Source organism: Halobaculum roseum, from assembly GCF_019880245.1.
Classification (GTDB): Archaea; Halobacteriota; Halobacteria; order Halobacteriales; family Haloferacaceae; genus Halobaculum; species Halobaculum roseum.
In genome coordinates this window covers 1596799-1608734 of the sequence record NZ_CP082286.1, presented here as the reverse complement: position 1 = coordinate 1608734, position 11936 = coordinate 1596799, and the positions used below count along the sequence as shown (strand labels likewise).

At 71.4% G+C, this 11936-nt stretch carries 11 protein-coding genes and 1 pseudogene; 5 read left to right on the top strand and 7 right to left on the bottom strand.

From position 1 onward, the window contains the following. The first annotated feature begins 58 nt into the window (after window positions 1–58). Complete coding sequence (locus K6T36_RS08130) at window positions 59–802, top strand: DNA polymerase sliding clamp (protein ID WP_222920844.1); 744 nt, start codon at window positions 59–61, stop codon at window positions 800–802. Between the two features lie 37 nt (window positions 803–839). After that, window positions 840–1460 (top strand): HAD family hydrolase, encoded by a 621-nt coding sequence (locus K6T36_RS08125; RefSeq protein ID WP_222920843.1) that lies wholly within the window; start codon window positions 840–842, stop codon window positions 1458–1460. 23 nt (window positions 1461–1483) lie between these two features. On the opposite strand, the gene K6T36_RS08120 is transcribed toward K6T36_RS08125, so the two are convergent. Continuing rightward, window positions 1484–1882 (bottom strand): hypothetical protein, encoded by a 399-nt coding sequence (locus K6T36_RS08120; RefSeq protein WP_222920842.1) that lies wholly within the window; start codon window positions 1880–1882, stop codon window positions 1484–1486. A gap of 140 nt (window positions 1883–2022) precedes the next feature. Then, window positions 2023–3318 (bottom strand): MFS transporter, encoded by a 1296-nt coding sequence (locus K6T36_RS08115; RefSeq protein WP_225935221.1) that lies wholly within the window; start codon window positions 3316–3318, stop codon window positions 2023–2025. A 307-nt stretch (window positions 3319–3625) separates the two neighbouring features. On the opposite strand from K6T36_RS08115, the gene K6T36_RS08110 reads away from it, so the two are divergent. Further along, entirely contained in the window at window positions 3626–4378 is a 753-nt protein-coding gene (locus K6T36_RS08110) for a DUF7979 domain-containing protein (protein WP_222920840.1), read from the top strand. 41 nt (window positions 4379–4419) lie between these two features. Here K6T36_RS08110 and K6T36_RS08105 read toward each other — a convergent pair whose 3' ends face one another. Together K6T36_RS08105 and K6T36_RS08100 are read right to left on the bottom strand one after the other, a co-directional pair. Continuing rightward, window positions 4420–5007, bottom strand: coding sequence for a DUF7474 family protein (locus K6T36_RS08105; protein ID WP_222920839.1), 588 nt, complete (start codon window positions 5005–5007; stop codon window positions 4420–4422). A gap of 114 nt (window positions 5008–5121) precedes the next feature. Next, window positions 5122–7905 (bottom strand): hybrid sensor histidine kinase/response regulator, encoded by a 2784-nt coding sequence (locus K6T36_RS08100; protein ID WP_222920838.1) that lies wholly within the window; start codon window positions 7903–7905, stop codon window positions 5122–5124. A gap of 236 nt (window positions 7906–8141) precedes the next feature. On the opposite strand from K6T36_RS08100, the gene K6T36_RS08095 reads away from it, so the two are divergent. Then, window positions 8142–8609, top strand: coding sequence for a universal stress protein (locus K6T36_RS08095; protein WP_222920837.1), 468 nt, complete (start codon window positions 8142–8144; stop codon window positions 8607–8609). A gap of 275 nt (window positions 8610–8884) precedes the next feature. Next, window positions 8885–10096, top strand: a complete 1212-nt coding sequence (locus tag K6T36_RS08090) for a DHH family phosphoesterase (RefSeq protein ID WP_222920836.1) — start codon at window positions 8885–8887, stop codon at window positions 10094–10096. A 235-nt stretch (window positions 10097–10331) separates the two neighbouring features. Here the strand turns inward: K6T36_RS08090 and K6T36_RS08085 are convergent, their stop codons facing one another. The 3 genes and pseudogenes from K6T36_RS08085 to K6T36_RS08075 all read right to left on the bottom strand — a co-directional run. Next, window positions 10332–10838 carry a DUF5807 family protein gene (locus K6T36_RS08085; RefSeq protein ID WP_222920835.1) on the bottom strand — a complete coding sequence of 169 codons (507 nt, stop codon included), beginning with the start codon at window positions 10836–10838 and terminating at the stop codon, window positions 10332–10334. 69 nt (window positions 10839–10907) lie between these two features. After that, a complete protein-coding gene (locus K6T36_RS08080; RefSeq protein ID WP_222920834.1) occupies window positions 10908–11354 on the bottom strand; it encodes a DUF7112 family protein in 447 nt (148 codons plus the stop codon). Between the two features lie 174 nt (window positions 11355–11528). Then, window positions 11529–11918 (bottom strand): annotated as a pseudogene (locus tag K6T36_RS08075) (30S ribosomal protein S6e); the annotation flags it as partial. Between the last annotated feature and the right edge of the window lie 18 nt (window positions 11919–11936).

Below are 11936 nucleotides of genomic sequence, written 5' to 3'. Positions count from 1 at the left end.
GAACGTGGGCGACCCGAACCGCGGGTATTTTTATGGGCACACCCGTACCCCGCGATATATGTTCAAGGCCATCGTGAGTGCGTCTACCCTCCGCGACGCGCTCGACTCGGTGAGCGTGCTGGTCGACGAGTGCAAGATCCGGCTCAACGAGGACGAACTCGCGATCCGCGCCGTCGACCCGGCCAACGTCGGCATGGTCGATCTCACGCTCGAGGCCGCCGCGTTCGAATCCTACGAGGCCGACGGAGGGGTCATCGGGGTCAACCTCAACCGCCTGGAGGACATCGCCGGGATGGCGAACTCCGGCGACCTCGTCCAGCTGGAACTCGACGAGGAGACCCGCAAGCTCCACATCCAGATCGACGGCCTGAGCTACACGCTCGCGCTCATCGACCCCGACTCGATCCGCCAGGAGCCGGACATCCCGGACCTGGACCTCCCGGCGGAGATCGTCGTCGAGGGCGCCCAGATCGCCCGCGGGATCACCGCCGCCGACATGGTGTCGGACCACATCCGCCTGCGCGTCGACGAGGGCGAGGAGGCGTTCTTCATCGAGGCGGAGGGCGACACCGACGACGTGGACCTCCGGCTCGACCGCGAGGACCTCATCGACCTGCAGGCCGGCCCGGCCGACTCGCTGTTCAGCCTCGATTACCTCAAGGACATGAACAAGGCCATCCCGAAGGACGCGGAGGTCCGCGTCGAACTCGGCGAGGAGTTCCCGGTGAAGCTGCACTACGAGTTCGGCGAGGGCATGGGACAGGTCACGTATATGCTCGCGCCGCGCATCCAGAGCGACTGACGCCCCGCGGAACGAACACCGCTCACCGAACGCTCCCGTGACCGTCGACACCGCCATCTGGTTCGACCTCGACGGCACGCTCCTGCGGTTTCCCGAGTACGGCAGGGTCGTGGCGCGCGCCTGCGGCGCCGTCGGCGTCGACGCCGTCGGCGACTTCCGTGAGGTCTACGACGACGCGTTCTTCGAGCACCTCGACGCGCTCGATCCCGAGCCGTACCGCCGCGCGGCCGCCGCCGGGCTCGCGGCGGTCGGCAGTGACGCGGACCCGGCCGCGTTCGTCGCGGCGCTGCGGGACGCCGAGTACGACACGATGCCGGCGCCCCCCGCCGTCCGGGAGACGCTCGCGGGGCTCTCGGGCGAGGAGGGCGTCGCCGTCGGCGTCTGCACGAACGGCGTGAGCGACTGGCAACGGGGGAAGCTCCGCGCGGCCGGCCTCGCGGAGTACGTCGACGCGACCGTCGTCAGCGACGAGGCGGGCGCGCACAAGCCCGACCCCGCGCCGTTCGAGCGCGCCGAGGCGGCGATCGACGCGACCCGCCGGGTGATGATCGGCGACGGCGAGGACGCGGACGTGGCGGGCGCCCGCGAGCACGGCTGGGAGGCGGTCCACGTCGAGGGTCCCGCGGACGTGCCGGAGGCCGTCGACTCTGTTCGATAGCCGACGCGGGAGTCACCCGAAACTCATCCTCGGTCGCGTTCCCGAGCGACCGGGTTCGATCCGGACGGCCCGGCCCGACCCGCGTCGCCCGTCCGATCGCCACACCCGCCGACGAGCGCGGCGCTCGCGAGACAGGCGGCCGCGGGCGCGAACGCGAAGCCGACGGTCGCCGCGGCGACGGCCGCGACCGCGCTCGCCGCCGCCGCCGCGCGCCACAACAGCCAGCCGCGGTCCGTCCACGCGGCGCCGGCCCCGACGACCGCGGCGGCGACCGCCCCGACCGCCAGTAGCGCCGCGAAGGGGTCGACCACCGCCCGCGCCGACGGGAACGCGAGGGCGGATCCGACCGCGACGGCCGCAGCGAGCGCGCTCAAGGATCGACTCACCGTCCGCTTCGGGGTGGAGGGACGCCCCGTGTGCATACCGGCCACTCGCGCCCCGCCGGCTAATACCCCCGGGGACGTTCCCGGCCGGCTGTGGTTCGAGTCGGGCCGGCCGTGGTGCGCGTCGGAGGGTTCGTGGAGCGCGTCGAGTCGACCGTGCCCGGTGTCCGGTCCGCTACTCACCACGCCCCCGTGGACTCGGTCGCCGCGCCGCGGGCCAGCACCCACACCACCGGAACCAGCAGCACGGCGCCGGCGACGAACGGCGACCAGTACGCCAGCACGTACGCCGCGGCGGCGGCCGGCGGGCCGACGGTCCGCCCGAGGCTCCCGGCGCCCTGCGTGACGCCGAAGGCCGCCCCCTGGGTCTCGTCGCTGGCGCGCTCGGAGACGAGCGTCGACAGCGAGACGTTCAAGGCGCCGTTGCCGAACGACAGCAGCGCGCCGACGGCGAACAGCGCGACGGTCGGTCCGGTCACCAGCGCCCCCGACAGCAGTCCGCTCCCGGGGTCGCCCGCGAGCGGGAGCGCCGCGCCGATCAGGGGGGTGAACGGGAGCAACGCCAGCGACGCCGCGAGCGCGCTCCCGCCGATCCCCGCCAGCCGGACCGCGCCGAGTCGGCGCTCCAGCGGGCCCACGAGCGCGCCCTGATTGATCGTCCCGAGGACGCCGATGTAGGTGAGGAAGACGGCCGCCGCGGTCGCGTCGTAGCCGTAGAAGTCCGCGGCGAAGGGGATGAACATCACCTGGATGCCCGCGAAGGCGACGCTCGCGACGAAGTAGGAGCCCACCAGCGGCCGCAACGCGTCGTCGGACAACGCATCGCGGAACTGTGCGACCAGCGACCGACGCGGCGCGTTCGGGGTCCGGGTCCGCTCGGGCTCGCGCAACACGAGCACGGCCGCGCCCGCGGCGAGGAAGGACAGCCCCGCGGCGAGGAAGCTCGGGAGCGTGAACCGCGTCGTCGGGACGAACGCCGGGAGGAGCGCGTCCGCGGCCGCGACGACCTCCCCGCTGGCGGCGAGGCCGCCGAGCGCGGGGCCGAACACGAACCCCAGCGAGAAGGCGGCGCCGACGAGCCCGAGCGCGCCGGCCCGCCGGTCGCGGGGAGTCACGTCGGCGATGTACGCCTGTGCGGCGGAGATGTTGCCGCCGGCGGCGCCGGCGAGCGTCCGCGACAGGAGGAGGGTCGCGACGGCGGCCGCAGTGCCGGCGACGGCGCCGACCTCGGTGGCGAAGCCGAAGACGAGCCAGGCGACGCCCGCCATCGCGACCGAGAAGGCGATCACCGGGCGGCGACCCCGCTCGTCGGAGATCCGGCCGAGCGTCGGCGCCGCGAGGAACTGCGCCAGCGAGTAGGCGGCTGCGATGAGCCCGATGAACACGTCGCTGACGCCGAACGACCGGACGTAGAACGGGAGGATCGGGATGACGACGCCGAAGCCGAGCAGGTCGAGGAAGACGACGGCGATCACGACCGCGACGGCGCGGCGGGACCCGCCATTGCCACCGTCGGCACCGTCGCCATCGCCATCGCCACCGTCGGCACCATCGCCATCGCCATCGCCATCGCCACCGTCAGCGCCGGCGTCGGCATCGACACCGGCGCCGGTACCGTCGCCGCCGTCGCCCCCGTCATCGCCGGTGGCGGCGGCGTGACCGCCGTCACTCCCGGATCGGTCGCGGGACGCGCGCACGGGGGATCGACGGCCGGCGGGGACTTAGCGGTCGTGGTGGGTTCCCACGACAAGACATTTACCGCGCTCGGGCCCACCGCCGACGATGCCCTCCGATCGCGTCGCCGTCGCGGTCGTCCTCGTCGGCCTCCTGTTGGTTCCCGGGCCGGCGTACGCGTTCGCGCTCGACGACCTCGGCGGCGAGGAACGGTACCGAAGCTCCGCGGGCTACTCCGCCGCCGAGATCGACGCCTCGAACGACACGGTGCTGGCGGACCGGTACGCTGCGGACCTCACGTTCCGGCCGTCGAGCTTCCAGTACCGCCACGTTCGCGAGGAGTACCGCGCGCCCAACGAGACCCGCGAGGCGCTCGAAACCGCGATGAGCGACGGCGAAGCGTCCGTCGAGTCGGACGCCGTCGCTGCCGACGTTCGGCGGCTCGACCGGAACTACACGTTCCTGACGGCCGAGTTCGACACCTACCACGCGTTCAGCCTCGCGGACGGCGAACTGACGACGACGGTCGCGAACGACTCCGAGATCGCTGCCGCCGTCCGTGAGCGGTTGATCGCGAACTACAGCGCGCTCCCGCCCGCCGAGCGGCGCACCTTCCGGAAGATCCGCAACGCGACCGTCTCCGAGGAGGCGTACGACTACCGGCCGTGGAGCGACGAGCCCGTGCCGGACGCCCCGATCGTCGAGCGCGACGGGACGTACTACGCCGTCGAGGTCACGTCGCATACGGACGACTTCAACTTCCCCGACGGGCTGTTGCTCGGCCTCGTCGCCGCGGGAGTCGGCGTCGTCGCGGTGCTGGGCGGGGCGGGGACGCTCGTGTACAACCGGTGGCGTTCGTAGCGGTCGGCCCTCGCTTGCTCGGCCCGGAGAACTCCTCGAACTCAGCCGTGCCGCTCGATCACGCGCTTTGCCGCCTGCGCCTTCTCCTTCCAGCCGTAGCCGGCCTCGTACACGTGGCGCTTGCTCTCGACGAGCTGTTCGGGGCTCGACTCCTCGAAGCCGCCGCGGTCCCACGTCCCCGAGCGGTGGAGCCACTCGATGACGTTCTGGCGCGTCTCCGCCCACGAGAGGCCGACCATCTCGTACCAGGCGATGAGCGCGAATATCGCGTTGTCGTGGCAGCCGGGGTAGCTCCCCTCGCGGTAGATGGTCGCCATCGGCTCGCGCGTCGGCTCGGACACCTCCTCCCGGTAGCGCTCGGCGGTGAGCAACTCGAGGCCGGCGTCGGTCTCCTCGACGCGGCCCTCGCGTTGGAGTACGTCGAGGGCGGCCCGGTGGAGCCCCGACCACTCGTCGTGGACGGCGTGCTGGAGGGCGGACTCGGTGACCGGGCCGTCGACGAGGACGGTGAGCACGTCCGTGTACGCCTGCTCGACGTGGTGCCACTCGGTCCCCTCGAAGTCGCAGCCGGCGTCGTGCAGGCTGTTCGTGGTGCGACAGCCGGGACAGGGGTACGCGAACCGGGGCACGAGTATCGTGTGTTGTGTGGGTCGACGGCTTAGGTGTCGTGGTTGTGGCTCGGCGGTCGGCCGCCGGGAGGCAGCAGGGAGGCCGCAGGGAGGCCGCCGCGAACCCACCGGCCCCTACTCGTCGGCCGACGCCACGCCGGTGACCTCGAACCGGGCGCCGCCGTCGCGTCCCTCGGTCGCGCGGATCTCCCAGCCGTGGGCGGCGACCACCTGCTTGACGATCCGCAGCCCGAAGCCGGTCCCCTCGTTGCTCGTCGAGTAGCCCGCCTCGAACACCGACTCGCGCCGGCCGGCGGGGATCCCGACGCCGTCGTCCTCGACGAAGAACCCGTCGTCCAGCTCGCCGACGGTGACGGTGACCCCGTCGCCGCCGTGTTCGACCGCGTTGCGGACCAGGTTCTCGAACAGTTGCCTGAGTCGTCGTTCGTCGGCCAGGATCGCCCCGTCGACCTCGACGGCGAGCGACGCCTCGCCCGTCTCGACGTTCGCCCAGCACTCCCGGACCGTCGATGCGGGGTCGACCGGCGCGAGGTCGGTCGCCGTGTCGTCCTCCCGCGCCAGCGCGAGGAGGTCCTCGATCAGCGCCTCCATCCGGTCGTGCGCGTGCTCGACGGCGTCGAGGTGCTCGCTGTCGCAGTCGTCGCGGGCGAGGTCCAGCCGGCCGGTGGCGACGTTCAGCGGGTTGCGGAGGTCGTGGCTGACGACGGAGACGAACTCCTCGAGCCCCTCGTTTTGCCGGCGGAGTTCGTCGCGGCTCTCGCGGAGCCGGCGTTCGCGGTCGTGCTCGTCGAGCGCCGTCTCCGCCGCCGTCGTCAAGATCCGCGCGAGGAACTCGTCGGTCGCGTCGAACGCGCCGGGCGTGGTCTCGCCGACGGAGACGGTCCCGTGCGAGCCCAGGGGGAGCAGCATGAGGCTCCGGAGCCCGGTCCCAGAGTCGACCGCGCCGGTGCCGGCCTCGATGTCGTCGTACACCCGGACCTCGCCGGCCTCGAAGCTGTCCCAGTTGAGGCTGCCGGAGTCGGCGGTGAACGGTCTTCGCTCGGGGATCACGTCCGCGACCGAGTCGGACTCCGCGACCGGAACCAACTCGCCCGTGTCGGGGTCGAAGAACCGCACCACGACGACGCTGAAGCCGAGGATCTCCTCGGCCGCCTCGACGATCCGGTCGGCGATCGCCCCTTCGGAGTCCGCCCGGATGAGTTCCTGCGTCGCGTCGTGCAGCAGTTCGAGCCGGTTCTGGCGCTCCCTGAGCGTCTCCTCGCGGGTCACGCGGTCGAAGGCCGCCTCGAGGTAGTTCGCGAGGATCTCGACGAGGAGGACGTCGGTCTCGGTGAACGCGTCGGCGTTCGTCGAGGACATGATGAACAGGCCGTGATCCTCGACCGGGTGGAACAGGACGCTCTCCGCGGGCGTCTCCTCGGTCACCCGGTCGTGGTCGGACACCGAACGGACGTGCGTCGGCTCGCCGGCCCGAAACGCCTCCCACGCGAAGTGTGACCGGGTCCCCTGAGGTGCGGATCGATCGTACGACGGGGGATCGCCGAACACCTCCTCGACGGAGTCGGCGACCGAAACCGGCTCCAGTCGGTCGCCCGCGTCGTTCAGGAGGTGGACGGAGCTCAGCTCGGCCCCGATGATCTCGGCGGCGGCGTCCGTCGCCAGCTGTGCCGTCTCCTCGACCGTCCGGGTGTAGTTGAGCGCCCGCGAGCGCTCGCGGAGCCGTTCGAGCTTTCGCTCGCGCCGTCTGCGTTCGGACACGTCGCGACTGCTCACGAGGTACCGGTCGGACCCGGCGAGATCGAGCCGCCTGATGTGGATGGTGACGGGGAACGTCGAGCCGTCGCTCCGGGTGTACTCCCCCTCCATTTCCCGCCGGTCGCCGACCGCCATGTCCTCCCAGATCTCGCGGGCGGTGGCGGGATCGAGCGTCCGGTCGATCTCCCACACCTTCATCGAGGTGACCTCCTCCTCCGTGTAGCCCGTCTCCGCGAAGAACTGGGGGTTCGCGTCGAGGACGTTCCCCTCGGCGTCGTGGATGTCGATCATGTCCGGCGACTCCTCGAACAGCGCCTCCAGGCGGGCGGTCGTCTGTTCCAGACGGTCCTCGCGCACCTTTCGCTCGGTGACATCGGTGATGAACCCCTCCAGCGCCTCCAGACTTCCGTCGTCCGCGTACACGCCGCGACCCCGCTCCCACATCCACTTCGTCTCCCCGTCGCGCGTCAGGATCCGATAGGTGACCTCGAACGCGCCGTCCGCGGCGATCCCATCCTGGACGGCGTCCCACATGGCATCGCGGTCGTCGGGATGGATGACCTCGTTCCCCCAGTCGACGCGATTCGACTCCAGCTCCGCCGCGGTGTACCCCGTCAGTTCCTCGGCTTCCCCGTCGACGGTCTCCATCGGCCAACTCGGCTCGTTGCGGCAGCGGTAGACGACCCCCGGGAGGTTGCCGATGAGCGTCTCCAGGCGTCGCGTTCGCTCGGTCAACATCCGGCGCGATTGGACCGCCTCGACGGCGTTCACGATCCGGTTGGCCAGCAGCGCGTACTGGTCGGTGCCGCCGCCCTTCTGGATGTAGTCGGTCACCCCCGCGGAGATCGCGTCGCTCGCGACCTCCTCGCTCCCCTTCCCGGTGAACAACAGGAACGGGAGATCCGGATACTCCTCGCGGACCGCCCGGAGGAACTCGATCCCGTCCTTGCCCGGCATGTCGTGGTCGGACACGATGCAGTCCACGTCCTGGTCGGCCAGCACGTTCAGCCCCGCCTCGGCGTCGCTCGCGCCACGGACCTCGATCCGGTCGTGTTCGCGCTCTAGGAACGTCGCGACCAGCTCGGCGAAGTCCGGCTCGTCGTCGACGTGGAGCACCCGTATCGCGTCGAGAGTGTCGGCCATGATGGGGATCTGCTTCTGTCGTCGGAGGTACCGGGGGAACTTAAGCGGTGGCCGTCGGCGTACCGATGTTGAGAATCCCGTCCTCGGTCGGTGCTCGCGCACGAGATCGGCGTCGGTGTCGCCGCCGTTATCGCGGTGTCGCCGCCGCCGTCTCCGTCACGCCCGTTTCGACCGTCCGGATCGGGGGCGCCGTGGAGCGCGGAGTTTTAAGCACGCGCCCGAAGAACGCCCGGGTAATGCCCGGGTTCGACACCATCGTCGTCGCCACCGACGGCTCCGACAGCGTCTCGCGCGCCGTCGCGGTCGCGCTCGATCTGGCCGAGCGGTTCGACGCCGCGGTCCACGCGCTGTACGTCGTCGACAGCGGCGAGGTCGACTCCTCGCCGGAGGCGGTGCGCGAGCAGATGCGCAACGCCCTCCAGGAACGGGGCGGCGAGGCCATCGTCGACGTGCAAAAGCGCGCCGACCGCGACGTGACCGCCGTCGTCCGCGAGGGACGCCCCGCCAACGAGATCGCCGACTACGCCCGCGAGATCGACGCCGACCTGGTCGCCACCGGAACCCGCGGGCGCCACGGCGAGAACCGCTTCCTCATCGGCTCGGTCGCCGAGCGCGTCGTCCGAACTTGCCCCGTCCCGGTGCTCACGGTCCGACAGCTGGCCGGCGAGAACGGCGACGGCGGCTACGGCGGCGCGCCGGTCTGACGCGCGGCGGCCCCCGCCACCCGCGACCCGGCACCGGTTCGTAGACTCCCCGCTCACGGCTCGCTTCCCTCGCCGTTCGCGTTCTCGTGGCCTCACTGCGTTCGGCCACGCACTGCTCGCGGGTCGTCCCTCCCCGCTCGCCATCGCGGGCTCGCGTCGCTCGCCCGCGCACCCCGCTCACGGCTCGCGTCACTCACCGTTCGCGTTCTCGTGGCCTCACTGCGTTCGGCCACGCACACCACCGCTGTTTTGCCCCCGCGTCGCGACCCCCGGATATGGACGACGAACTCATCGAAAGCGACACCCTCCCGCTGGACCGCAAGTCGCGACTCCCCGGGACGGGCTTCTTCTACCCCGACTCGCTGGACGAGGACCGAGCCGAGGAGCGCGCGAAGGAGGCGGTCGAGGGCGCCGAGGCGGTCGTGATCACCGACTCCGACGCCGACGGGCTCGGCTGCGTCGCGCTGATCCGCGAGGTGTACGACGCCGCCCTCGACCCGACGCCGTTCGAGGAGCGCCGCCGCGCGAAGCTCGACGGCACCTACGAGGAGGAATACGGCGAGGAGGCCGACGACGAGGTGGACGACCGCGCCGAGTCGCCGGTCGCACTGCTGCCCTCCGGCCCGCACTCCTTCGAGGAGGACCTCGAATACGCCGCCGAGTATCTGGAGGAGGGAACTGACGTGTTCGTCTGCGATATCTGCCCCGACGCCTTCGAGTACATCGCCGAGGACCTCCGGGCGGTCGTCCGCCGCGCCGACTCCGTCCGCTGGTTCGACCACCACCAGTGGGACGAGGAGCTGGCGGCGTCGGTCCGCGAGCTGGGCATCGATCTGGTCGTCGGCGAGAGCGACGAGGAGTGCTCGACGGACGTGACGCTGCGCTCGCTGGAGTACGACTTCGACGAGCGTTTCACGGAGCTGGCGGCGGTCACCCGCGACCACGACCTCTGGCTGAAGGAGGACGAGCGCTCCGACGACCTCGCCGACTTCGCCTACTGGACCGGCGGCGAGGAGTACGCCGCGGTCGTCGGCGCCTACGGCGTCGACCTGCCGCCGGTCGTCGTGGAGTACGTCGAACAGCGCCGCGTCGAGAAGGGGCTGCTCATCGAGAAGGCGGTCGACCGCGCCGTCGAACACGAGGTCGGCGAGTGGTCGGTCGGCGTCACCTACGGCCGGTGCTCGCAAAACGAGGTCGCCGACGCCCTGCGCGAGCAGGGGATGGACGCCGCGGTGATCGTCAAGCCCTCCGGCTCGGCGTCGATCCGCGGCTCCGACGACTTCGAACGCTGTCACGAGGTGGCCGGGCAGGTGAACGGCGGCGGCCACCCGAAGGCCGCCGGCTGCATGCCCGACATCTACGACGACATGCTCGACTACGGCCACCACTGGACCACCGAGGGCGCCACCGCCAAGCGCGTCATCCTCCGGGCGTTCGAGTCGCTCGCCGAGGAGGAGAAGGAAGCGGCGGACACGGACGCGGAGTAACTGAAAGAGCAGGCCGCGGCGTTCGTTCCCGGCCGCTCGACCGGAGCCCCTTTGTACGCGCGGCCGCTCCGATAGGAGGACGGCACGGTCAGGCGGCACCTTTCACCCAGGTGGGTCACCCCGCCGCGGGTACCGTCGACTGACCTACCCCGTCGCTCTACACTCGTGAGCGACGGGTATCGACGGCGCGCTGCGACGCTCCCCTCCTCGAAGCCGACTCCTCCGGCGACCTGATCTATTCCTCGACGGCCGGCTCCTCGCTGTACTCGCCCATGAGCCACTTGTGCGAGTAGTCGGTGCCACAGGCGCAGTGGGCGTACGCGTGCATCACGTCGCCCTCGGCGTACAGGCCGCCGACCTCCTCGTTTCGTTCCTCGGCGAACGCGAAGACGAACTCCGCGCGGTGGTCCGCCTCTGGCTCCTCGGCCGCGTCGGGGCACTCGCCGCCGCCCAGGTCGGGGTAGATGACGCCGTCGCGGGCCATCGCGCCCTTCGAGAACTGCATCGGGTCCATGCCGGTGCCGGCGGCGAACGCCTTGCGGCCGTCGTCGCCGGGGACGACGAGGACGACACCCTCGTCGACGGCCTGACCCATGTTGGCTATCTTCCCCTGCTCGTCGAGGTGGTCGTGCGTCAGGTAGATGGCGACGTCGTCGAGGCGTTCGCCCGCGAGGAACTCCGCGAGCTTCCCGTCGTCGGCGTCGATGCCCGCCTCGGCGTCGTCGGCGGCGTCGTCGGTCATACCCCGGAATCGGCGCGCGAGTCGTATAAGGTCGTCCGTCGCGGGTCGCCGACCGTCCTCCCGCTCGGCTCAGTTGTCGTCGCACAGCGAGTCGGCGATGTCCTGCAACCCCGTGTCGGGGCGCTTCGTCACGGTGTAGACGGCGCGCTCGCCGGGGACGCGCAGGCCGTAGACGTAGCCGGGGTCGACCTCGTCCAACTCGACCGCGTCGCCGGGCTCGCGGTCGTGCTCGCGAGCCCACTCCACGAGGCGGTTCTCGGCGTCGCCGCCGGCGGTGCCGGCCTCTCGCATGCGCTTGCGGTCGTCGTAGGCGCCGCGCACGAGCAGGCCCTTGGCGTCGCTCGTCACCGTCGCGTGGCGCTGGTCGCCGTCGAGGACGAGCCGGATCTCCTCGCCGGCCGAGAGGGCGGTCTCCTCGGGGATCCGCAGGCAGGGGAGGCGTGTGCCGCCCGAGCGCGCGAGGCGGGCGCGGTGACTGGTGACCTCGGCGGCGTCGCTGGCGAGTCTGTCGCTCATGGGCGGTAGAAGGGGATGTCCGCGTTACTCCTCGTCGTCTTCGTCGTCTGCGTCGGCGTCGGTTTCGTCGGCTTCGTCGTCCGCGTCGGCTTCGTCGTCCGCGTCGGCTTCGTCGTCCGCGTCGGCTTCGTCGTCCGCGTCGGCGTCGGCGTCCTCGGTCTCAGCTTCCTCGGTTTCGGCCTCCTCGTCGTCGGCCTCCTCCTCGCCGAGCGCCTGGGCGATGGAGCCCTCGACGCGGGCGTTGATCTGGACGGTCTCCTCGGAGACCTGGCGGCCGCGGACGGTGACGCGCTTGCGCTCGCCGTCGCGCGAGGGCTTGTAGCCGACGCCGCCCTCGAGCAGGAGTTCCTTCAGCTCGCCGCCGGGCACGTCCTCGCGCATCGGGCGGCCGGCCTTGTCGGAGCCGCCGGTCAGCGTCAGGTCGACGCCGTCGATGCCGACGGCCGCGCCGTCGACCTCGTCGCCGAGTTCCCGGCCGAGGAATCGGTTCGCGTCCTGTCCGTCCACGTCGAACTGCCGCGTGTCGCCGGCGTCGTCGCCCACGACGATCTTGAATTCAGCCATTACGGGGTCATGCTCGGC

What these genes read in the sequence shown, in the direction of transcription:
- K6T36_RS08080 (WP_222920834.1), bottom strand. Translation starts at nt 11,354, where the DNA reads ATGAGCGACAGACTCGCCAGCGACGCCGCCGAGGTCACCAGTCACCGC.
- K6T36_RS08130 (WP_222920844.1), top strand. Translation starts at nt 59, where the DNA reads ATGTTCAAGGCCATCGTGAGTGCGTCTACCCTCCGCGACGCGCTCGAC.
- K6T36_RS08100 (WP_222920838.1), bottom strand. Translation starts at nt 7,905, where the DNA reads ATGGCCGACACTCTCGACGCGATACGGGTGCTCCACGTCGACGACGAG.
- K6T36_RS08120 (WP_222920842.1), bottom strand. Translation starts at nt 1,882, where the DNA reads ATGCACACGGGGCGTCCCTCCACCCCGAAGCGGACGGTGAGTCGATCC.
- K6T36_RS08090 (WP_222920836.1), top strand. Translation starts at nt 8,885, where the DNA reads ATGGACGACGAACTCATCGAAAGCGACACCCTCCCGCTGGACCGCAAG.
- K6T36_RS08110 (WP_222920840.1), top strand. Translation starts at nt 3,626, where the DNA reads ATGCCCTCCGATCGCGTCGCCGTCGCGGTCGTCCTCGTCGGCCTCCTG.
- K6T36_RS08085 (WP_222920835.1), bottom strand. Translation starts at nt 10,838, where the DNA reads ATGACCGACGACGCCGCCGACGACGCCGAGGCGGGCATCGACGCCGAC.
- K6T36_RS08095 (WP_222920837.1), top strand. Translation starts at nt 8,142, where the DNA reads ATGCCCGGGTTCGACACCATCGTCGTCGCCACCGACGGCTCCGACAGC.